Here is a 22,358-nt window from a genome sequence, read left to right as displayed (position 1 = left end):
TGTCAGTTGTCCAGGCAGGTAGGCCCGAGGAGCACTTTGAGGTCGCCGAAGAGTGACGGGCTGGGGTTCACCCTGAGGTGGACAGGCAGCCCCATGACCTCGGTCCTGGTGTCGCCCTGCAGGTGCAAGCGGACCTCCGAGTTTCCCCGGTGGTTCCGCAGCACGTCCCCCAGTTCGGTGACCACGGCCTCGGTGGCCTTGTGCGTGGGCATCGAAATGAGCACCGGCCCGTTGGTTCCCTCACTGAGGTCTGGAACGGACAGCTCCATGCAGTTCAATGTCACGGCGCCGTCATCGCGCCGCTGCAGCCTGCCTTTGACAACCACGATCAGGTCCTCGGCCAGGACCGACGCGATGGGGCCGTACACCTGTCCAAAGAACATGACCTCCATGGAGCCGCCAAGGTCTTCGATTTCGGCGCGGGCGTAGGCGTTGCCGCTGGCTTTGGCGATGCGGCGGCTCAAGGAGGTGATCATTCCGGAGATGGTGATGATGGCGCCGTCGTGCGGGCCGTCTTCGGCAATGATGGAGGTGATGGACTGGTCCGCGTGCTGGCTGAGTATCCCCTCCAGGCCCTGCAGGGGATGGTCCGAGACATAGAGTCCCAGCATGTCCCGTTCGAAGGACAGCTTGTCCTTCTTCTCCCACTCGGGAAGCTCGGGGATCTCGATGCTCAGGGAGGCCTCGGACTCGGCCTCCTCAAATCCGGCGAAGAGGTCGAACTGGCCAATTGCCTCGTTCCGCTTGAGGGTAATGACCGAGTCGATGGCCTCCTCGTGGACCATGACCAGGGCGCGGCGGTGGTGGTTAAGCGAGTCGAAGGCCCCGGCCTTGATCAGGGATTCGATGGTCCGCTTGTTGCAGACAACCGCCGGGACCTTCATGAGGAAGTCCTTGAACGACGTGTAGGCCCCCTCGCTCTCCCGGGCAGCCACCATCGCCTGGACCACGTTGGAACCAACGTTCCGGATGGCGCCCATGCCGAAGCGGATGTCCGTCCCCACCGGCGTGAAGTTCAGCGAGGATTCGTTGACGTCCGGCGGGAGCACCGTGATGCCCATGCGGCGGCACTCGTTCAGGTAAATCGCTGACTTGTCCTTGTCGTCGCCTACGGAGGTCAGCAGCGCCGCCATGTACTCCGGTGCGTAGTGGGCCTTAAGGTAAGCGGTCCAATACGAAATCACGCCGTAGGCGGCCGAGTGTGCCTTGTTGAACGCGTAGTCAGAGAACGGCAGCAGGATGTCCCAGAGGGTCTTGACGGCCTCCATGGAGTAGCCGTTGTCCTGCATGCCCTGCGAGAAGCCGGCGAACTGCTTGTCCAGCTCTGACTTCTTCTTTTTGCCCATGGCACGGCGGAGGATGTCCGCCTGCCCGAGGGAGTACCCGGCGAGCTTCTGCGCGACGGCCATCACCTGTTCCTGGTACACGATCAGGCCGTACGTGCCGCCGAGGATTTCGGCGAGCGGTTCCTTCAGCTCCGGGTGGATCGGGATGACTTCCTGGATCCCGTTCTTGCGCAGGGCGTAGTCGGTGTGGGCGTTGGCGCCCATCGGACCCGGGCGGTAGAGGGCCAGGACGGCGGAGATGTCTTCGAAGTTGTCAGGCTTCATCAGCTTGAGCAGGGAGCGCATGGGCCCGCCGTCGAGCTGGAAGACGCCCAGGGTGTCACCCCGGGCCAGCAGTTCGTAGGAGGCGGCGTCGTCCAGGGCCAGGCTGTCCAGGTCCAGGTCATGGCCACGGTTGAGCTTGATGTTCTCCAGGGCGTCAGAGATGATCGTCAGGTTCCGCAGCCCCAGGAAGTCCATCTTGATCAGGCCCAGGCCCTCGCAGGTGGGGTAATCGAACTGCGTGATTACCTGCCCGTCCTGGATGCGCCGCATGATGGGGATGACATCGATGATCGGGTCCGATGACATGATGACGCCGGCGGCATGTACACCCCACTGGCGCTTCAGCCCTTCGATGCCCAGCGCCGTCTCGAAGACCTTGGCGGCTTCGGGGTCCGTGGCGATCAGCTGGCGGAAGTCGCCGGCTTCGCTGTAGCGCTTGGAGTCCTTGTTCTGGATGTCCGCCAGCGGAATGTCCTTGGCCATGACCGCCGGTGGCAGGGCCTTGGTCAGTTGTTCGCCCATGCTGAACGGATAGCCCAGCACGCGTGACGAGTCCTTGAGCGCCTGCTTGGTCTTGATGGTGCCGTAGGTGACGATCATGGCGACGCGCTCGTCGCCGTATTTGCGGGTCACATAGTCGATCACCTCGGAGCGGCGCCGGTCATCGAAGTCGACGTCGAAGTCAGGCATGGAGACGCGGTCCGGGTTGAGGAAGCGCTCGAAGATCAGGCCGTGGTGCAGCGGATCAAGGTCGGTGATGCGCATGGCGTAGGCCACCATGGAACCGGCGCCCGAGCCACGGCCGGGTCCGACCCGGATGCCGTTGTTCTTCGCCCAGTTGATGAAGTCGGCCACCACCAGGAAGTACCCGGGGAACCCCATGGAGGTGATGACTTCCAGCTCGTAGTCAGCCTGGGTGCGGACTTTGTCCGGAACACCGCCCGGGTATCGGTATTCGAGGCCGGCAGCAACTTCCTTCACCAGCCAGGACGTTTCGTCCTCCCCCGGCGGGCAGGGAAAGCGCGGCATGTAGTTGGCCCCTGTATTGAAGGAAACTTCACAGCGCTCCGCGATCAGCAGTGTGTTATCGCACGCGTCGGGGTGGTCCCGGAAGAGCTCGCGCATCTCCTGCGGCGACTTGAGGTAGTAGCCGCTGCCGGAGAACGCGAAGCGGGAACCGCCGTTGTCGTAGGTTGGCTCCAGCAGGGTGGAACCTGACTGGATGGCCAACAGGGCCTCGTGCGCCTTGGCGTCGTGCTCGTGCGTGTAGTGGAGGTCGTTGGTGGCCACCAGCGGCAGCTTCAGTTCCTTGGCGAGCCGCAGCAGGTCCCCGGTGACCCGGCGTTCGATGTCCAGGCCGTGGTCCATCAGTTCGCAGAAGTAGTTTTCGGCACCGAAAATGTCGCGGAACTCTGAGGCCGCTTCCAGCGCCTCACGGTACTGGCCCAGCCGCAGCCGGGTCTGGACTTCCCCTGACGGGCACCCGGTGGTGGCGATCAGCCCTTCCGAGTACGTGTTCAGCAGCTCGCGGTCCAGCCGCGGCCACTTGCCGAAGACAGCGTCCAGGGACGCGATGGACGAGGCCCGAAAGAGGTTGCGCATGCCGGCGTTGTTGTAGCTCAGCAGCGTCATGTGCGTGTAGGAACCACCGCCGGAGATGTCGTCCTTGCGCTGGTGTTCCTCGCCCCAGCGGACACGGCCTTTGTCCGTCCGTGCCGTACCGGGCGTGACATAGGCTTCGACGCCGATGATGGGCTTAATGCCCTGGTCCGTGGCGCGTTTCCAAAAGTCGAAGGCGCCGAACAGGTACCCGTGGTCAGTGGTGGCGAGTGCCGGCATGCCCAGGCGTTCGGTCTCGTCGAAAAGCTCCCCCAGACGGGCGGCGCCGTCCAACATGGAGTATTCGGTGTGGTTGTGCAGGTGGACGAACGAGGCATTGCTGGAAGTCACCGCACTATTCTATGCGCTCCCCCGGTGCCGGAGTGGTCAGGCCTGTCCGGATTCGAGGACTTCCAGGGCGTAAGCCAGGTCCTGCGGGTAGTCACTGGTGACAGTGACACGCTCGCCGGTCACCGGGTGATCGAAACCGAGCTCGCGCGCATGCAGCCATTGCCGGGTGAGGCCCAGTGTTGCCGCCAGCCGGGGGTCCGCCCCATAGGTAAGGTCGCCGGCGCACGGGTGCCGCAGCGCCGAGAAATGCACGCGGATTTGGTGTGTCCGCCCCGTTTCGAGGTGGACCTCAACGAGCGTCGCCTTGCCGAATGCTTCAAGGACCTCGTAGTGCGTTATGGACGGCCGTCCGTCCTCGATCACGGCAAAGCGCCAATCGTGTCCGGGGTGACGGCCGATGGGGGCGTCGATGGTGCCTTCCAGCGGGTCAGGGAGGCCCTGGACCACCGCGTGGTAGACCTTGTCCACGCTGCGCTCCTTGAAGGCGCGCTTCAGGGCCGTGTAGGCACGCTCGGTTTTAGCCACCACCATCACCCCGGAGGTGCCGACGTCCAGCCTGTGCACGATGCCGGCCCGTTCGGGTGAGCCTGACGTCGAGATCCGGTATCCGGCGCCGGCAAGGCCGCCCACCACGGTGGGGCCCACCCAGCCCGGCGACGGATGCGCAGCGACGCCCACCGGCTTATCGACGACCACAAAATCGTCGTCGTCGAGCAGGATTTTCAGGCCTTCCACAACTTCCTCCACCACTTCAAGGGGGTCCCGGCGTTCAGGCACCGTGACGTCCAGGACGTCGCCGGCCACCAGCCGCGCGGACTTGCCCACTGCCTTGCCCCGGCTCACGACATTGCCTTCGGCGATCAGGGTGGCAGCAAGCGACCGGGAGATCCCCATCAGCCTGGCCAGTCCGGCGTCGGCCCGTACCCCGCCGAGTTCATCGGCCACTACAAGGCGCTCAGGCATCCCTGGTCTTCTCACGGTGGGCTCCGACATGCCGGGATCCGTCGAGGGAAATACCGCGCAGTGTCAGGATGCAGATGATTGCCACGGCGGACACCACCGCGGAATCGGCGATATTGAAGATCGCGAAATTTGGCAGCTGGATAAAATCCACCACATGGCCCATTCCGAACGAGGGCTCACGGAACAGCCTGTCCGTCAGGTTCCCCAGCGCCCCGCCCAGCAGCAGGCCAAGCGCCAGGGACCACCAGGCGGAGCCCAGTTTCCGTACCTGGAACAGAATGGCAATGGCCACCCCGGCCATGATGATGGAGAACACCCACGTGACATTTTCCCCGATGGAGAACGCGGCGCCGGAGTTACGGATGAAGTACCAGTGCAGCAGAGGCGGCAGAACCGGGATCCGTTCGCCTTCCACCATGGTGGACGTGACCCAGAGTTTAGTCAGCTGGTCGAACACATAGGCAAAGACCGCAAAACCTGCGAAGAGGGACAGCAGGACGGCGCGGCGGGTCCGTGGTGCAGACGGGACCGGGCGTGCGGCGTCAGGGGCGAGTTCGTCAGTCATGGTGCTTTCGTTCAGGAACCGATGTTAATCTCAAAAGCCGGCGGCCGAGGAATCCTCAGCCACCGGCTTTCAGAATACGTGTTTGACAGACTAGCTGTTGGCTTCGACTTCCGGAGCGGCAACAGAACCACGGGCGTCAAGGTCGCGCAGCTGGCCTTCGATGTAGGCCTTCAGACGTGAGCGGTAGTCGCGCTCGAAGCCGCGGAGCTGCTCCACCTTGCGCTCCAGGACCGAACGCTGCTGCTCCAGTGCGCCCAGGATCTTGCGCGACTTCTCCTGGGCATCGTTGACCAGGCTGCTGGCTTCGATCTGGGCCTCGGCGATGATCTTGTCCTTCTGCGCCTGGCCCTCGGCTACGTGGCGGTCGTGCATCTGCTGGGCCATGGCGAGCAGGCCGGCAGCGGATTCAGCAGAGGTGGTGCTGGCGGCCGGAGCCGGAGCAGCAGCAGGAACGGTCGCGACCGGCGCAGCCTGCTCCGCTTCCTTCTTCTTGCTTGCCTCGGCGGCTTTTGCCTCGGCCTCAGCCTTGGCGCGGGCCTCGTCCTTGTCCGCCTTGACGGGCGCGGGGACCTTCTCGACCACAGGGGCCGCTGCCGCGGAGCTTGCAGGAACGCCGGAACCGGCTTCTGCAAGCTTCTTGCGGAGCTCGTCGTTCTCCTGGTTCAGGCGCCGGAGCTCGACGACGATTTCGTCCAGGAAGTCATCAACTTCATCCTGGTCGTAGCCTTCGCGGAACTTGGTCGGCTGAAAGCGCTTGTTGACAACGTCTTCTGGCGTCAAAGCCATCTGGTCACCTCATTGGTCTAGTTAGTCAGTAGGCCTTCCGGCCGTCAAAACTACGGTACCTAAATATGGTCTGGTTCCTCTAATTCAACACTGTGGTGTCAAACAGAAGATTTCTTCGGTGTGCGGGCAACAGTTCCCTTCGGATCTGTGCCTGCCCTGCTGGGTCTAATCGAAAATTATGCGAAGCCCCTGGTGATCATCATCGCCACGCTGACGGCGATGAACAAGATCAGGAAGCCCAGGTCCAGTGTGATGCCGCCCAGCCTGAGGGGCGGGACCAGCCTGCGCAGTACCCTGAGTGGCGGATCGCTGATGGAGTACACAGCATGCGCGGTCACGAGGGCAGCCCCGCGGGGCCGCCACTCCCTGGCAAACATCTGGACCCAGTCAAAGACCAGCCGGACAATCAGGGCCACCAGGAACAGTAAAAGGGCGATATAGACAAGTCCGAAAACAATTCCCATGACTTAACTCATATCTCCATGTCCATTTGACGGATACCGCAGTGTCCTGACGGGCTTTCTTCTCTATTTCAGCACAGATGCCAGACAGGTGTACCTGTCTGGCATCCGCTACAAGCTTAGTGGCTAGCTTTGGTTGAAGAAGCTGGCCTGCGTCTCGCTGACCTTTTTGTCATCACCGATGACCTCAACGTACGACGGCGACAGGAGGAAAACCTTGTTGGTGACCCGCTCAATGCTCCCCCGAAGCCCAAAAACGAGGCCGGCGGAGAAATCGACCAGGCGCTTGGCATCGGCCTCACCCATGTCAGTGACGTTCATGATCACGGGGATGCCGTCCCGGAAGCTCTCGCCGATGAGTTTCGCGTCATTGTAGGAGCGTGGGTGGATCGTGGTGATCTGCCGAAGCCCTGTGGATTCTTCGCGGCTTGAGGCCGCACGCTTGATGGGGGTCACTGGTGCGCGATATTCCTCTTCAGGGGCGTAGGACGAGTCGCGGCCAACCTCGCGGACGGGTGCGGGTGCACGGCGTTCCTCGCGGTCAAATTCCATGGAATGGTCCTCGTCCTTACGTGTGATGTGGTGCTCGGACTCATAATGTTCATCGCCATCGGCGAGCCCAAGATAGATCATTGTCTTGCGCAGAGCGCCGGCCATGGTCGACTCCTAATCGTGTCCGTAGGCGGGCGCCATATGACTTGACAGCACTGGAATCCCCCGCCATTCGCTTCCAATAGTTTGACGCTACCCCACGGCTGGACGCGATCCGAGAATATCCGAGCCGATTCGCAGGTGTGTCGCACCAAACTGGATGGCCGCCTCCAGGTCCTGGCTCATGCCGGCAGAAATGGCTGTCGCGGACGGGTGATCCTGGACGAGACGGGCAGAAATTAATGCCAGTTTTTCAAAGGCTTCCCCGGGCACCGTGCCCAGCGGTGCCACTGCCATCACCCCTGCGAGTACCAGCCCCTCAGTTGCAGCAAGGCGTTCTGCCAAGGCCGGGATTTCCTCAGGCGCCGCGCCCCCGCGGTGGGCGGCGGCGTCGTCGTCCAGGCTGACCTGGATGAAGCACTCCAGGGGGCCGCGTCCTGTCCTGTCCTGCTCGGTGGCAATCGCCTTTGCCAGGCCGTCCGCGAGCTGCAGACGGTCCACCGAATGGACAGAGTGGGCGTAGCGGACCACCGATTTGGCCTTTTTGCCTTGAAGCTGGCCGACAAAGTGCCATCTGAGGCCCAGCCCTTCCAGTTCCGCGGATTTTGCCGCTGCCTCCTGGTCCCGGTTCTCCCCCACATCCCTGACGCCCAGCACTGAAAGGCGCCTGATGTCCTCGGCGGGATGGAACTTGGTGACCACAATCAGGGTGGGCAGCTGCCCAGTCCGGCCCGACGCCTCTGCGGCGGACGCTATGCGCTTGCGCACAGCAGCGAGGCGCCCGGTCAGCTCTGCCATGCGTTCTGACTCGTCCATGGACCGGCGCTCATCCATGCTGCCATACCAATCCGGCAAACCTGCCGCTGCGGTTGTTTCGGCGGTGGGAAAAGAGGGCAGCATTTTCAAGGGTGCACGGTCCGGCGTAGTCGACGCCGACCCCAGCGGCTTCCAGCTGGCTTCGGGCGCCGGCCGGAAGATCAAGCGCGGGCGTCCCCCATGATGTTGTAGCCCAGGTTGCCGGCACGTCGGCGGCCACTTCTGCCCGCAGCGATGCCGGAACTTCGTAGCAGGCGCCACAGATTGACGGTCCCAGCCAGGCCCGGATGCCGGAGGCGCCCAGGGAGCGCATCCTGTCCACCGCGGCCGGGATGATTCCCGCCGCTATTCCCGGGCGTCCGGCGTGTACCGCAGCCAGGACGGGCCCGCCGGCAGCTTCGCCCACCAGCATCGCCGGCACGCAGTCTGCAACCATGACCGCCAGCGGAAGGCCGGTGGAGACCATGGCATCGGACTGTGGCGCGGGGCTGCCCGGTTCCATAACGGTCACGGCCGTGCCGTGAACCTGGTCCATGAACCGCAGTGAACCAGGCGTTATGCCGGCTGCCCGCTCCAGGGCTTCACGCCGCAGCAGCACCTGTGAGGGTTTGTCCCCCACATGCAGCGCCAGGTTTCCGGCATGGGTGTCGGTGAATGCCACCGACACCCCCGGAAGGACCTCGGCACGCCAATGGAACAATCCGTGGCCTACTTCAGGAAATCGGGGACATCCAGGTCATCTGAGTGCTGACCGGAAAGATCGGGTTCCACCACTGAGGGCAGGTCGACGTCGAAGCCTGAATCCGCCGGGACTGTGGACTGGCGCTGCTGGCCCCAGTTGCTCAGTCCCGAAGCGCCAACCCCGGCGTGGACGGGCTGTACGTTCATCTGGTGGCTGCCGCCTGCCGAGGGCGCCTGGGTGGGGGCAGGAGCAGCCGACGGCGCGGCAGGACGCTGCGGGGCAACCTGCGGCTGGGACTGGTCCATGGAGGGCGAGGTGGCCTTGACGTCGTCGAAACCCGCCGCGATGACCGTCACGCGGGCCTCGTCGCCGAGGGCATCGTCGATAACGGCGCCGAAGATGATGTTTGCCTCCGGGTGGGCGACTTCCTGAACAAGGCGGGCCGCTTCGTTGATCTCGAAGAGGCCAAGATCCGATCCGCCCTGAATGGAAAGCAGCACGCCGTGGGCGCCGTCGATGGAGGCTTCCAGAAGGGGTGAGGCAATGGCCAGCTCCGCGGCCTTCACGGCACGGTCCTCGCCCCGCGCCGAACCGATGCCCATCAGGGCCGAGCCCGCGCCCTGCATGACTGACTTGACGTCCGCAAAGTCAAGGTTGATCAGGCCGGGCGTGGTGATGAGGTCGGTGATGCCCTGGACACCGGACAGCAGGACCTGGTCCGCGGAGCGGAAGGCGTCGAGAACGGAGACGTTGCGGTCGCTGATGGACAGCAGCCGGTCGTTGGGAATGACAATCAGGGTGTCCACTTCGTCGCGGAGGGCGTCGATGCCCGCCTCGGCGGAGCCGGCGCGGCGGCGGCCTTCGAAAGTGAAAGGCCTGGTGACCACGCCGATGGTCAGCGCACCCAGGGACCGGGCGATGCGCGCCACCACCGGGGCGCCGCCGGTGCCGGTTCCGCCACCTTCACCGGCAGTCACGAACACCATGTCCGCGCCACGGATGACCTCTTCGATCTCGTCAGCGTGATCCTCGGCAGCCTGCTTGCCAACTTCAGGGTTGGCACCGGCACCCAGCCCGCGGGTCAGCTCACGCCCGACGTCAAGCTTGACGTCCGCATCACTCATCAGCAGGGCCTGGGCGTCGGTGTTGATGGCGATGAATTCAACGCCCCGAAGGCCCACCTCGATCATGCGGTTGACTGCGTTCACGCCACCGCCGCCGATGCCGACGACCTTGATGACGGCCAAGTAATTCTGCGGAGCTGCCACGTTACGTGTCCCTTGTTCGTGTTCTATTGCGAAAACTGATGGAGTCGAGCTTGAAGCCTGCAACCTTAACCTTCGAGTTGAAGGTTATAGTTATGTCAAGTAACTCATGCTGTGACGCTATTTCCTCTGGTTCAGACATTCAATGACCGGCGCCGCGTGTCGTGGGAATACCGGGTAAATAGGGTGATTCAGCGTGTTACGGGGTGCCGCGGCACGCTGACGTCGTACACCCGCACGGGGTTCTTGGGATCTGCCGGAGCCTTCAGGAGCGCTTCAAGGACCTTTGCCTTCAGTTCCCGCTCCCCCGCGTTGCCCCAGACGATGGTCTGGCCATCAACCAGCTTCAGTTCCACGGCGTCCACGGACTGCGCGGAGGCGTTCGACAGCTTTGCCAGGACATCCGGAGGAAGGGCGCCCAGGACGGCCGCGGTGGCCTGGAACAGATCCTTGCCGATGGCTCCGGCCCCGCCGTCGATCACCGGCAGTGAAACGGATGAAGGATCGTCCGTGGCAGCCAGTTGCACGCCCTCAACGTCCACCAGTTGATACTGTTCCCCCTGCTTTACCAGGGCAACCGGTGCCCGTTCCAGCACCTTCACCACCAGTTCCGACGGCGGCCGCGCCTCACTGGAGACCGACTTGACCTGGACCAGTGGTTCCAGGAGCCGCCCCACCTCTTCGTCACTGATTTGCGGAAGCGGCTTGCCCCGCAGCGGCTCCAGGGCGCTCTTGACCTGATCGTCGGTCAGGATTTTTGTTCCCGAAACAGTGATGGTGCCAACAGCAAGTACCGGCGAGAAAATGGCGGCCGCCAGCAGCCCGGCCACCATGGCGGCGGTAATGCATGCTGCGATGACAATGTTTCTTTTGAGCCGCCGTCCCCGGGGCTCGGGAAAGGCCAGCACATTGCCGCCTGGTGCGGACTCCCGGTCCTTCCGCTTCTTCCGGCCGCCGGGCTCGGCAGGTTCTGGATCCGGCACGCTCTTGGAGGCAGTGATGACAACGGGCTCTTTGTCGGCCGTGGCCGGCCGGCGCCCCGTCCCGGTGTAGGTGGGACGCCGGGTGCTAGCCACCCAGAGCCTCCACGATCCGTGGTCCGAAGGCAGTGACGTCACCGGCTCCGGCTGTCAGCACAATGTCGCCGTCGGACGCGGCGGCCGTGATGGCCGCCACGGCCTCGCCGCTGGCTACGAGCCTGCCGCCGGGATTCAGGTGGCGTGCAATCAGATCGCTGCTGACTCCCGGGATGGGGTCCTCGCGGGCGGGGTAGATGTCCAGCACCAGGGCGGTGTCGGCCTGGTTCAGGGCGTCCGCGAATTCTGCGGCGAATTCCCGGGTGCGGGAAAAAAGGTGAGGCTGGAAAAGGACATGGACCTTGTGGTCGCCCGCAACGGACCGGGCCGCAGCCAGGGCGGCCCGGACCTCTGTCGGATGGTGGGCGTAGTCATCAAAGACCCTGACCCCGCGGGCTTCGCCCTTGAGTTCAAAACGCCTCGAGGCGCCCGAGAAGTTGGCCAATGCCCGGGCAGCAGCGTCAGGATCAACCCCCAGTTCCAGGGCAACAGCAAAAGCAGCGGCCGCGTTCAGGGCGTTGTGCCGGCCCGGAACCTGGAGCGCAAGGCCGAAACGCCCCGCCGGCGAGGAAATGGCAACGTCCCCGGGGCCGCCGTCGTGGAGCACCAGGTCTGAACGGTCAGAGGTGCCGTACAGAACCACCCGGGTGTTTCCACGCGCCCGTGTACGGTCGGCGAGGGCCAGGGCACCGGCGTCGTCGGCACAGGCAATCAGCACACCGTCGGACGGAAGCAGCGCAGTGAACCGGTCGAAGGATTCATAGACGGCTTCGGCGGTGCCGTAATGGTCCAGATGGTCAGGTTCGACGTTGGTGACCACGGCAATCCGCGGCCGGTAGTTCAGGAAGGAGCCGTCAGACTCGTCAGCTTCGGCAACAAATACCCCTGAGGTTCCATGGGCGGCGTTGACGCCCAGGGCAGGAACGTTGGCGCCGATGGCGAAGGAGGGATCCAGCCCGGCGCCCTGCAGCAGGACGGTGATCATCGACGTCGTGGTGGACTTGCCGTGGGTACCGGCCACGGTGACCACCAGGTCCCCCCCCATGGTGGCCGCAAGCGCCTGCGAACGGTGCAGCACCGGCAGCCCTGCCGCGCGCGCCGCAACCAGTTCCGGGTTGTCCTCCCGGATCGCGGATCCGGCCACTACGGTCTGGGCATCGGCGAGGTTTTCAGCGGAGTATCCCACTGAAATGGCGGCGCCGGCCGCGGCGAGATCGGCCATCACCGGAAGGTCTTTGACGTCCGAGCCACTGACGGGAACTCCGCGGGCAACCATGATGCGGGCGACGGCGGACATTCCCACCCCGCCGATGCCGATGAAATGGACTCGGCCCAGGGAGTCCTGGCTTGGGCTGTTGACGGAGGTCATGCGGTTACCGCTTCCAGGACAAGACCAGCCATGCGCTGATCGGCGTTTCTGATGCCAAGGCGACGGGAGTTGGCCGCCATCGTTTCCAATCGGGCGCTGTCGGTCACCAGGGGAATGAGCTCTGCCCGGACCCAGTCAGGGGTAAAGCTGCCATCCCTGACCAGGACGGCGCCGCCCGCGTTGACAACACCGGCGGCATTGAGCGCCTGTTCCCCGTTGCCAATCGGCAGGGGGACGAAAACGGCGGGAACCCCCACAGCAGCCACCTCACAGACCGTGGCCGCCCCCGACCTCGCCAGCAGCACGTCCGCCGCAGCGTAGACCAGTTCCATGCCGTCCACATACTCAAGCTGCCGGTATCCGGCGGCGGCGAGCGGTTCTCCGTCCGTGCCTGGTACCGACTTCCCGCGGCCGGTGATGTGCAGCGTCTGGATCCCGGCGGACGCCAGGTCCTGGACAGTGGCGGCAATGGTGCGGTTGATGCTCTGGGCACCGGAGGAACCGCCCGTAACCACCAATGTGGGCTTGGCGGCATCAAGGCCCAGGGCCTCGCGGGCAGCAGCGCGTGCGGCTGCCCTGTCCAAGGCGGAGATCTGCACGCGCATGGGCATTCCCACGTGGCGGGCATGCCGCAGCCGTGTGGACTCAAAAGCAACTGCGACGTGCCGGGTCAGCAGGGCCCCCAGCCGGTTGGCCAGGCCTGGCCTGGCATTGGCTTCATGGATCACGATGGGGATCCGCCGGCGCCGCGCTGCCAGGTACATGGGAGTGCAGACGTAACCTCCGACTCCCACCAGGACATCTGCGGAGGCTTCGTCCAGGATCCGGCCGGCCTGGCTCACGGCGCCGGCCAGCCGGACAGGCAGCCGCACCAGGTCCAGGGAGGGCCGTCGGGGAAACGGGACGCGGTCGATAGTGGCCAGCTCCACGCCGGCGGCGGGGACCAGCGCGGTCTCCATGCCCGACGGCGTGCCCACGGCCAGGAGCCTCGCCTCCGGGGCAGCCGCGCGAAGCGCCGCCGCAATTGCCAGGAGGGGGCTGATGTGTCCTGCGGTTCCGCCGCCCGCAAGGACAATGGAAAGGTTCTTGGAAGTCATCTGGTGCTAGGTACGCTTTCTTGCGGTTTTCTTGGCGCCGGTTGATTTGCGGCGTTTTCGGGAGCCAAACTTCAGCATCCGTTTGGGGCGCATGGCAGGGGCCATCTGCTCCCGGGCGAGGGATAACACCACGCCAACGGCACACAATGACATCAGCAGTGCGGAACCGCCGTAGGAGATAAAGGGCAACGGGACGCCGATCACGGGCATCAGCCCCGTGACGACGGCCATGTTGACGGTGGCCTGCCCCAGCAGCCACACCATGATGGTGCCGGCCAGGACCCGGTGGAACATGGCCTCCTGCGCCACCACTACGCGGTAGATGGCAGCGCCGAGGATGGCGAAGAGTATCAGGACGACGACGGTGCCCACCAGGCCGAGTTCCTCACCGATGATGGCAAAAATGAAGTCGTTGTGGGCTTCCGGAATCCAGCTGTACTTCTGCCGGCTTTGGCCAAGGCCAACGCCAAACCAGCCACCGGAGGCCAGCCCGTAGAGTCCGTGGGTGGCCTGGTAGTTGGCATCAACGCCGTCGGCGCAGGATTGGCCCGTCCACCAGGACGTGATGCGGCAGACCCGGTTTGAACTGGAGATGGCCATGACGGCGGTTCCGGCCGCGGCCACAATGGCGGCAAATCCGAAAAGGTACAGAGGTACGCCTGCAAAGAAGAGTGCGGCGGCCGTGATCATCATGATGATCATGGCAGTCCCGAGGTCATTGCCAAGCAAAACAAGCCCGATCACCGCCCCCGCCAAGGGGACCGCAGGGATCAGGGCGTGCTGCCAGCGGCGAAGCAGTTTCCCCTTGACTGACAGGACTGTGGCCATCCAGAGCGCCAGTGCAAGCTTGGAGGCCTCCGACGGCTGGAAGGTGATGCCGCCCAGGTCGATCCAGTTCTTGTTGCCGTTGACCTCGTCACCAATAACCTGGACCAGGACCAGCAGAACCAGTGCCACACCCAGCCCCGGCCAGGCCAGGCGTTTGAGCCAGACCACGTTGATGCGGGAGAGCACAAACATGGTGAAGATTCCGATCGCCGCGAACATCCCCTGCTTCAGGGCATCCCCGTACGGTGACTTCCCTGCCGCGATCGACTCCACGCTGGAAGCGGAGAGCACCATCATGATGCCAATGGCCGTCAGTGCCAGGGTAGAGCCCAGGATGAGGTAGTACGTGGAACCGTTTCGGGAGGTTCCCGTGCCTTCCAGTGCTGACCAGAAGCCGCGGTACCAGCCGCGGACCCTGGCAGGCAGCGGAGGTTTTGGCGTTGAGGATGAGGCCGGATTCGACGAGGGGGAATTCGACGAATCCCGCTTCGACGAGGCGGAATTCGAAGCGGCCGGATTCCCGCGGCTCGGCCCGGAAGCCGGGGACCGGGTGGGCGTGCTGGCCATTGTTACTCCTCGCCGGTCTTGGCCTGTCCTTCCACCAGCTCGCGGACAGCTTCGATGAAGGCGTCGCCACGGTGAGCGTAGGAGGAGAACTGATCCATGGATGCAGCTGCCGGAGCCATCAGCACAGTGTCGCCTGGTGCGGCCACCTGTGCCGCCGACGCTACGGCCCGGAACATTACTGCCTCGCCGGAATCAGAAGGGCTTCCTGCAATGGTTCCGCCCGTTGCGGCAGTCTGCATATTCTCAGTGTCGCCCTCCCCCGCCGGGATCACCGGGACATCCGGTGCGTGTCGCCGGAGCGCCTCGGCCAGGGGTGCGGTGTCACTGCCAATCAGCACCACGGCCTTGAGCCTGGCGGCATGGTCACGGACGAGGTCGTCGTAGCTGACACCCTTGGACAGGCCCCCGGCAATCCAGATCACGTTCTCGAACGTGGCCAGCGACGCCGCTGCCGCATGCGGGTTGGTGGCCTTGGAATCGTTCACCCAGAGCACGCCGTCCTGCCGGGCAACGGGCTGGATGCGGTGGTTTCCCGGCACGTAGTCCTGGATTCCACGGCGTACGGCTTTGGCTTCCACGCCGTAGGCGCGTACCAGGGCGGCTGCGGCCAGGGCGTTGGCCACCATGTGGCGTGGGGCGAAGGGCCCCAAGTCTGCCATGGACGCCAGTTCGGCCGCGCTGTCCTTCCGCTCTTCGATGAACGCGCGGTCCACCAGCAGCCCTTCCACCACGCCGAGCATGCTGATGGCCGGCGTAAGGGTGGTAAAGCCCACTGCGCGGCAGCCTTCCACCACGTCGGCGTTTTCCACCATCCGCTCGGTTTCAATCTGCTCTGCGTTGTAGATGCACGCCTTCTGGGTTCCCGCGTAAACCTTTGCCTTGTCCGCGAGGTAGGAATTGTACGAGCCGTGCCAGTCCACGTGGTCTTCGGCCACGTTCAGGCAGACGCTGGCCACAGGTGAGATCGACTCAGACCAGTGGAGCTGGAAGCTGGAAAGCTCAACAGCGAAGACGTCGTAGTCGACGGGGTCACGGAGGGCATCCAGGATGGGCGTGCCTACGTTCCCCACGGCAATGGCTTTCAGGCCGGCGGCCTGGAGCATGGCCTCGGTGAGGCCCACGGTGGTGGTCTTGCCGTTGGTGCCCGTGATCGTCAGCCAGTCGGCGGTCTTCCGTCCCGCGCGCTGCCGGAGGCGCCACGCCAGTTCGACGTCGCCCCAGACCGGAATGTGGGCGCGGGCTGCGGCTGCCAACAACGCCTGGTCGGGCCGCCAGCCGGGCGAGGTGACGATGAGTTCCGGCAGGGCGCCGTCGAACCTGGGGATATTCCGCACGGCGGCTTCTCCCAGGAGGACGTCCACGGCCCCGACAATCTTCAGCGTGTCCGCCTGGGCTTTTGCTTTGTCGCTGGTGGCAGCGTCAACCACCACCACCCGCGCGCCAAGTTCTATCAGTGTGTCCGCCGCGGCGAAGCCGGAAACACCGATGCCGGTGACAACAACGCGTAAACCCGCCCAGTCCGAGTCCCAGCTGACGAGGCCCGCGAGGCGGGGGGAAACAGTCACAGCAGCACAACCCATTCAGCGTAGAAAACTCCCAGGCCCATGGCCACGCAGAGCCCGCCCAGGATCCAGAACCGGACAACGACTGTCACTTCAGCCCAGCCCTTGAGCTCGAAGTGATGCTGGAGCGGTGCCATTTTGAAGAAGCGTTTGCCACCGGTGGCTTTGAAGTAGCCAACCTGGATCAGCACGGACAACGTGATCAGCACAAAAAGGCCGCCGATGGCGCCCAGGAGCAGCTCGGTCCGGGACAGGATTGCGAAACCGGCAATGGCACCGCCGATGGCGAGGGAGCCGGTATCGCCCATAAAGATTTTGGCCGGCGATGTGTTCCACCAAAGGAATCCCACCAGGGCAGCGCTCATGATGGCAGCCAGCAGTGCCAGGTCGAGGGGATCGCGGACCATGTAGCAGCCGCTTCCGGCCTCCCGAGGTGATCCGCAGGCCTGGTTGTTTTGCCAGATACCCATCAGCGTGTACGCCCCGAACACCATGATGGAAGCCCCGGCCGCCAGCCCGTCAAGGCCGTCAGTGAGGTTCACGCCGTTGGTAGCAGCTGTCACGATCAGGTTCGACCACAGGACAAAGAGGATGGCGCCCACCACGGTCCCGGCAAACGCCAGGTCCAGCCAGGGCAGGTCGCGGACCAGGGAGACTTTGGTGGAGGCTGGTGTGAGGCCGTCTTCGTCAGGAAAATTCAGGGCCAGGATGGCAAAGATCACGCCCACGGCGCCCTGACCGAAAAGCTTGGCCTTGACATTCAGGCCCAGGCTTCGCTGCCGGGAGATCTTGATGTAGTCGTCCAGGAATCCCACCAGGCCCATCCCCACCATGAGGAACAGCAGGATCAGGGCAGATGCCGACGGACCGGCGGACTCCGGGTTCATCATCCACATGATCAGGTGGGTCAGTCCGTAGCTCAGCAGTACGGCAGCCACCACTACGGTTCCGCCCATGGTGGGGGTCCCGCGCTTGGTGTGGTGTGAGGTTGGTCCGTCATCCCGGATGAACTGTCCGTAACTCCTGCGGACGAGCAGGCGGATAAACAACGGGGTTCCCACCAGGGCGCACAGCAGGGCCAGTCCGGCGCCGATAAGAAGTGCAATCACAGCTGCTCGCTCCTTTCATGGGCGGGTACCGGGGGGTGTGGGGGTAATGCTATCCGATCGCCCAAATGGCGCAGTCCAACGCTGTTGGAGGACTTGAAGAGCACCAGGTCGCCCGGTGCAAGTTCGGCATTCAGCAGTTCATAAGCTTCGTCGGCGGTTTCAGCGAACAGGCATTCATCGCCCCAGGAGCCTTCCTGGACGGCGGAAACATACAAGGCACGGGCCTCTCGGCCCACAACCAGCAGCCTGGAGATGTTCAGGCGTACCACCTGGGTGCCCACGGCTGTGTGCTCCCGGATGGAATCGGGCCCAAGTTCCAGCATGGCGCCCAGGACTGCCCAGGTACGGCGGCCGCGGCCCAGGTCCGCCAGGGTGCGGAGCGCCGCGCGCATGGATTCCGGGTTGGCGTTGTAGGCATCGTTGATCACAGTGACGCCGTCGGGGCGTTCAGTGCGTTCCATCCGCCAGCGGCTCGCCGCCGACTGCGTGCTCAGTGAGGCTGCGATATCGCGGCCTGGCACTCCCGCGGCAAAGGCTGCGGCCGCGGCGGCCAGCAGGTTGCCGAGATGGTGGGCACCGATGAGCCGGCTGCTGACATGCAGGCCGGGTTCGCCGCTGGGGAGAATGAGGTCGAATTCCGGATTGCCTGCGCCATTGGTGTCCGCAGAAGCAGCAAGTACGGCAGCGTCGCTGTGGCCGGTGGCCGTGAAGCCCAGGACAGGGGCGCTGGTCCGCGAACGCATGGCCGCCACCCGGTGGTCGTCGAGATTAACGATCGCGGTGCCGGTTGCGGGAAGCGCCTCCAGCAGTTCCCCCTTGGCCCGGGCGATGTTGTCCACCCCGCCGAACTCACCGGCATGGGCGGTTCCGACCCCAAGGACCACACCAATGTCGGGTTTCACCATGTCGGCCAGGTAACGGATGTGTCCGATTCCGGTGGCTCCCATTTCGATCACCAGGAAGCGCGTGGTGGAATCGGCGCGGAATACGGTCAGGGGCACACCTACTTCACCGTTGTACGAGCCTTGCGGCGCAATGGTGGTTCCCTGCTGTTCCAGGATTCCGGCGAGCAGGTCTTTGGTGGTGGTTTTGCCGGCGGAGCCGGTGATCCCGATGACCGTCAGCTCTTCGCCTTCGGCGTGCCTGGCGGCACGGATCCGGCGAACCGCCTCCGCGGCCAGTGCCCCCATGGCCAGGACTGCGTCCTTGACCACCACGGCCGGGTACCCGGCTCCATTCGGGTTCGCGACAGGGCGCTCAGCAAGTACCAGTGATGCGCCCCTGTCGAAGGCAGCCCCAACGAAGTCGTGGCCGTCGGCGTGCTCACCCGGCTTCGCAACGTAGAGCGACCCGGTTGTTGCTTCGCGCGAATCCGTGACCACCGAAAGGGGTGTAATGCCGGGATCGGCGTCCAGGCGGCCGTGTGTGATTTCGGCGATTTCCGCCGCAGTAAATGCAATCATCTCGGTTTAGGACTCTATCCGGTCGTCTTGGAGAACGGTGAATCCCCTGGCTGTCAAGGCATTCCTCAGCTCCACCCGGTCATCAAGTGCCAGGTTCACGCCTTTGACTTCCTGCCAGACCTCATGGCCACGGCCTGCCACCAGGATGGTGTCCCGGGTACCGGCGAGTTCCACGGCATGCCGGATGGCGGCGTCACGCGGGAACACCTCCACAATGCTGCACTCCAGCGAGTCCTGTTCCTGGGCTGCCCTGGCGCCGGCAAGAACGTCTGCCCGGATGGCTGCTGCATCCTCGTCGTGGGGGTCGTCATCTGTGACGATCACTGTGTCGGCGAGCCGTGCTGCGACGGCTCCCATGGCCGGGCGCTTACCCTCATCCCGCTGCCCGGTGGCGCCAAACACCACAATCAGCTTCGCTCCCGGGACCGGCGGCCGTACTGCCTCCAGGGCGCGCGCCAGCGCGTCAGTGTTGTGGGCAAAGTCCACCACAGCTGCCGGCTCTTCCGACACAAGCTGCATCCGCCCGGGAACCGGCACGGTGAAGGGATCATGAGTGTCCAGGGCCGACTGAACAACGTCTGCTGCCACCCCGCTGGTCAGCACCATCACAACAGCAAGGGCTGCATTGGCAACGTTGAAGCTGCCGGGCAGGCCCGTGTGCACATTCAGGGACACACCATCGGGGCCCTGCAGTGTGAAGTCGGTTCCCAGGCCGCGGGCAGTGGTGTAGGTGACCATCCAGTCGGCCTGTGCAGCGGAAGGAGCTGTGGCGAGCGTCGTGACGGGCACGTCAGCAGTGCCGGCAAGCCGGCGTCCCCATGAATCATCGACAGTCACCACTGCTGCCCGGGCACGGGCCGGAGTGAAAAGCGCGGCCTTGGTGTCGAAGTATTCATCCATGGTCCCGTGCAGGTCCAGATGGTCCTGGGTCAGGTTGGAGAAGCCGGCAACGTCGAAAACGACGCCATCCACGCGCTGGAAGGAAATGGCGTGCGAGGAGACCTCCATCGAGGCCGCATCCAGCCCCCGCTCCCGCATGAGGGCCAGCAGCCCGTGGACGTCTGGTGACTCGGGGGTGGTCAGCAGGCTGGGAATCGCTTCGCCGCCTGCCAGAATCTCGATGGTCCCGATCAGGCCGGTCTTCATGCCCAGCGAACGCAGCAGCGCGTTGATGAAGTACGTGGTGGTGGTCTTGCCGTTTGTGCCGGTGACGCCGAACAGCCGGAAACTTCCCTCGGCTGAAGACTGGCTTTGGAAGATCAGGGCAGAAAGGGGCCCCACAACGTTCCGGGGCCGGTCGACCACCAGCACGGGTACGGCAGTTTCTGCCGACAGTGCCAGGGTGCGCGCCCCGGCGTCGTCAGTCAGGACCGCCACTGCCCCGGCGGCAATGGCCTGTTCCGCGAAATCCACGCCATGACGGGCAGCGCCCGGCAGGGCGACGTACAGATCGCCCGGTTCCACCGTCCGCGAGTTCAGCGAAATTCCGGTGACATCGACGGCGGCGGAATGGCCGGGAACGGGTACCCCTACTGCTTCACCAATGGCGTCCAGGCGGACCGCGGCTACCGTTTCCGGGCGGAAGCGGCCGTTGGCCGATCCCCCGGCCTGGGCAGAGTGCGGGCCGGGTACATGGTGCTCTGACAAGGGATCTCCGATGGTGCTAGTGGATCATGCCCGCGGCGAATTGCTTCGTTCGCGGGCGCTGCTGGGTACTGCTGGCTGCTGCCGCTATTTTGCGTACTGCGGCAACCTGGCGGGTTCACCGGTGGACGGCTGAACGTTGTAGCTCCGCAGGGCCTGGCTCATGACCGAGCGGAAGACAGGACCCTGCGTAATGCCATAGATGCTGCCCTTGGGCCGCTGCAGTACCACCTCCACAATAAACCGCGGATCATCCATGGGTGCCATGCCGACGATGGAGGCGGTGTAGCCGCAGAAGCCCGATTTGCCGTCGTCGCACGGTGATTCGGACGTTCCGGTCTTGGCGCCGACGCGGTAACCGTCAATGGCGGCGTCCTTGATCTGGCCTTCCGTTACCGCACTTTCGAGGATGTCCTGGACCTGCTGTGCAGTGTTGTCCGACACCACCTGCCGGGACGGCTTCGGCTCCACCTTTTCCTCGGTTCCGTCCGGGGCGACGTAAGCGTCAATAAGGCGGGGCTGGAGCATAACGCCGTTGTTGGCCACCGCCTGGAACGCCCGCACAGTCTGCAGGGTGGATTGTGACACACCCTGTCCGAACAGGACCGTGTACTCCTGCCGCCCGTCCCATTGCTCCGGAGGAGTCAGAATGCCCGAAGCTGTGGCAGGCAGGCCGATATCCGGCGCCTCGCCAATGCCGAACTTCTGCAGCCAGTCGTAGCGCTGATCCTTGGTCAGGCGCTGCCCGGCCATCACCGTTCCGGTGTTCATTGACCAGCCGAGGATACCGGCGAGGGTCCGCTCTTCGGTCCCGTGCGCAAACGAATCACTGAAGGTCTGGCCATTCACAGTGTAGGACGGCGGGAGGGTAAAGGTGTCCAGGGGGCTGGACTTTCCTTCCTCGATCAGCGCCGCGGCGGTAATCATCTTCTCCACCGACCCCGGTTCGTAGGCTGCCGTGACTGACCGCACGCCCCGGTCCTTCGCAGCGACCCTGCCAGGATCGTTTGGGTCCGGGGAATTTGTGTCGGCCATGGCGATCAGGTCGCCCGTCTTGGCGTCCATCACGATGATGACGCCCCACTCGGCTCCCAGCTTGTCCGACTGGCTTTGGATGGCCTGCTGGGCAAAATACTGAAGGTCGGAATTAAGGGTGAGCTTGACGTCCTTGCCGTCCTGCGGCGGCGTCAGTTCATCCACACCCACGGGGATTCGGAGACCGTCGGCACCGATTTCGAAGAGCCGCCTGCCGTCCGTCCCCCTGAGGATTTCATCCTGGGTCTGCTCAATTCCGGCCTGGCCCGTGGTGCCGTCGTGAAGGAAGCCGATGATCCCGCCTGCAACGGAGCCATTCGGGTAGACCCGTTTGCTGACGCCTTGAGTGACGATTCCCGGTACCTGAAGCCTTGAAACCACGTCTTCCATGTCGGGCTTGAGGTCTTTGGCGATGATGTGGTACTTCGATTCGCCTGTAACAGCTTTCCGGAGTTCGTCGGTCTCCATCCCCAGGACGGCGGCCAATTCTTTGATGGCCTGGTCGCGGGTGACGTCCTCCAGTTTGTCCTGGCCCTCTACGAGGCGCTTGAACTTCTCCGTCTTGGTGTTCACGGTCTGGTCCACCACCACGTTGTAGCGGATGACACTGTTGGCGAGGACTGTTCCGCCGGAGTCGAGGATGCTGCCACGTTCAGCGGGGAGGACTGTTGCGCGCATTCGCTTGTCCAGTGCGGCCTCAGCCATTCCCCCGACGTCCAGGCCCTGGACCAGGAAAAGTTTTCCGCCCACCACCAGGAGGAGCGTCAGCATGATCCCCAGGCCCAGCCGCAATCGCCGCCTGGCGTTGGGCACCTTGCCGATCTTCGCCTTGCCGGTCCTTTGCGCCACGCTGAATTCC

Annotated in this window: 18 protein-coding genes; all 18 read right to left on the bottom strand. The window is 64.3% G+C overall.

Annotated elements, in window-relative coordinates:
- Positions 1-2: 2 nt before the first annotated feature.
- Complete coding sequence (gene dnaE / locus M1E17_RS08600; protein ID WP_457966747.1) at positions 3-3,560, bottom strand: DNA polymerase III subunit alpha; 3,558 nt, start codon at positions 3,558-3,560, stop codon at positions 3-5.
- Positions 3,561-3,596: 36 nt separating this feature from the next.
- A complete protein-coding gene (locus M1E17_RS08595) occupies positions 3,597-4,523 on the bottom strand; it encodes an RluA family pseudouridine synthase (protein WP_457966746.1) in 927 nt (308 codons plus the stop codon).
- On the bottom strand, positions 4,516-5,088 hold the full coding sequence (gene lspA / locus M1E17_RS08590) for a signal peptidase II (RefSeq protein WP_457966745.1): 573 nt from the start codon (positions 5,086-5,088) through the stop codon (positions 4,516-4,518). The genes M1E17_RS08595 and lspA overlap by 8 nt, the downstream gene beginning before the upstream one ends.
- 90 nt (positions 5,089-5,178) lie before the next feature.
- On the bottom strand, positions 5,179-5,874 hold the full coding sequence (locus M1E17_RS08585; protein ID WP_457966744.1) for a DivIVA domain-containing protein: 696 nt from the start codon (positions 5,872-5,874) through the stop codon (positions 5,179-5,181).
- 176 nt (positions 5,875-6,050) lie between these two features.
- On the bottom strand, positions 6,051-6,338 hold the full coding sequence (locus M1E17_RS08580; protein ID WP_267278594.1) for a YggT family protein: 288 nt from the start codon (positions 6,336-6,338) through the stop codon (positions 6,051-6,053).
- 123 nt (positions 6,339-6,461) lie between these two features.
- Positions 6,462-6,992 carry a cell division protein SepF gene (locus M1E17_RS08575; RefSeq protein ID WP_457966743.1) on the bottom strand — a complete coding sequence of 177 codons (531 nt, stop codon included), beginning with the start codon at positions 6,990-6,992 and terminating at the stop codon, positions 6,462-6,464.
- An 87-nt stretch (positions 6,993-7,079) separates the two neighbouring features.
- Positions 7,080-7,802: a YggS family pyridoxal phosphate-dependent enzyme gene (locus M1E17_RS08570; RefSeq protein ID WP_457966742.1), complete on the bottom strand. Its 723-nt coding sequence runs from the start codon at positions 7,800-7,802 to the stop codon at positions 7,080-7,082.
- 10 nt (positions 7,803-7,812) lie between these two features.
- The gene (locus M1E17_RS08565; RefSeq protein WP_457966741.1) at positions 7,813-8,502 is read right to left on the bottom strand and encodes a polyphenol oxidase family protein; all 690 of its coding nucleotides are present in this window, start codon (positions 8,500-8,502) and stop codon (positions 7,813-7,815) included.
- A gap of 8 nt (positions 8,503-8,510) precedes the next feature.
- Positions 8,511-9,752 (bottom strand): cell division protein FtsZ, encoded by a 1,242-nt coding sequence (gene ftsZ / locus M1E17_RS08560; protein WP_457966740.1) that lies wholly within the window; start codon positions 9,750-9,752, stop codon positions 8,511-8,513.
- A gap of 188 nt (positions 9,753-9,940) precedes the next feature.
- A complete protein-coding gene (locus M1E17_RS08555) occupies positions 9,941-10,825 on the bottom strand; it encodes a cell division protein FtsQ/DivIB (protein ID WP_457966739.1) in 885 nt (294 codons plus the stop codon).
- Positions 10,818-12,194 carry a UDP-N-acetylmuramate--L-alanine ligase gene (gene murC, locus M1E17_RS08550; protein ID WP_457966738.1) on the bottom strand — a complete coding sequence of 459 codons (1,377 nt, stop codon included), beginning with the start codon at positions 12,192-12,194 and terminating at the stop codon, positions 10,818-10,820. Before murC ends, M1E17_RS08555 begins: the two co-directional genes overlap by 8 nt.
- On the bottom strand, positions 12,191-13,291 hold the full coding sequence (gene murG, locus M1E17_RS08545) for an undecaprenyldiphospho-muramoylpentapeptide beta-N-acetylglucosaminyltransferase (protein ID WP_457966737.1): 1,101 nt from the start codon (positions 13,289-13,291) through the stop codon (positions 12,191-12,193). The genes murC and murG overlap by 4 nt, the downstream gene beginning before the upstream one ends.
- 6 nt (positions 13,292-13,297) lie before the next feature.
- Entirely contained in the window at positions 13,298-14,686 is a 1,389-nt protein-coding gene (gene ftsW, locus M1E17_RS08540) for a putative lipid II flippase FtsW (RefSeq protein WP_457966736.1), read from the bottom strand.
- A gap of 2 nt (positions 14,687-14,688) precedes the next feature.
- The gene (gene murD, locus M1E17_RS08535; protein WP_457966735.1) at positions 14,689-16,266 is read right to left on the bottom strand and encodes a UDP-N-acetylmuramoyl-L-alanine--D-glutamate ligase; all 1,578 of its coding nucleotides are present in this window, start codon (positions 16,264-16,266) and stop codon (positions 14,689-14,691) included.
- Positions 16,248-17,357 carry a phospho-N-acetylmuramoyl-pentapeptide-transferase gene (gene mraY / locus M1E17_RS08530; RefSeq protein ID WP_457966734.1) on the bottom strand — a complete coding sequence of 370 codons (1,110 nt, stop codon included), beginning with the start codon at positions 17,355-17,357 and terminating at the stop codon, positions 16,248-16,250. The genes murD and mraY overlap by 19 nt, the downstream gene beginning before the upstream one ends.
- Positions 17,354-18,820: a UDP-N-acetylmuramoyl-tripeptide--D-alanyl-D-alanine ligase gene (locus tag M1E17_RS08525; protein ID WP_457966733.1), complete on the bottom strand. Its 1,467-nt coding sequence runs from the start codon at positions 18,818-18,820 to the stop codon at positions 17,354-17,356. The genes mraY and M1E17_RS08525 overlap by 4 nt, the downstream gene beginning before the upstream one ends.
- Before the next feature lie 6 nt (positions 18,821-18,826).
- Positions 18,827-20,467: a UDP-N-acetylmuramoyl-L-alanyl-D-glutamate--2,6-diaminopimelate ligase gene (locus M1E17_RS08520; RefSeq protein WP_457966732.1), complete on the bottom strand. Its 1,641-nt coding sequence runs from the start codon at positions 20,465-20,467 to the stop codon at positions 18,827-18,829.
- Between the two features lie 84 nt (positions 20,468-20,551).
- Positions 20,552-22,348, bottom strand: a complete 1,797-nt coding sequence (locus M1E17_RS08515; RefSeq protein ID WP_457966731.1) for a peptidoglycan D,D-transpeptidase FtsI family protein — start codon at positions 22,346-22,348, stop codon at positions 20,552-20,554.
- Between the last annotated feature and the right edge of the window lie 10 nt (positions 22,349-22,358).

The organism is Arthrobacter sp. D1-29 (assembly GCF_054130585.1).
The sequence above is the reverse complement of the archived record's forward strand: the minus strand, read 5'-3'. Positions and strand labels throughout refer to the sequence as shown.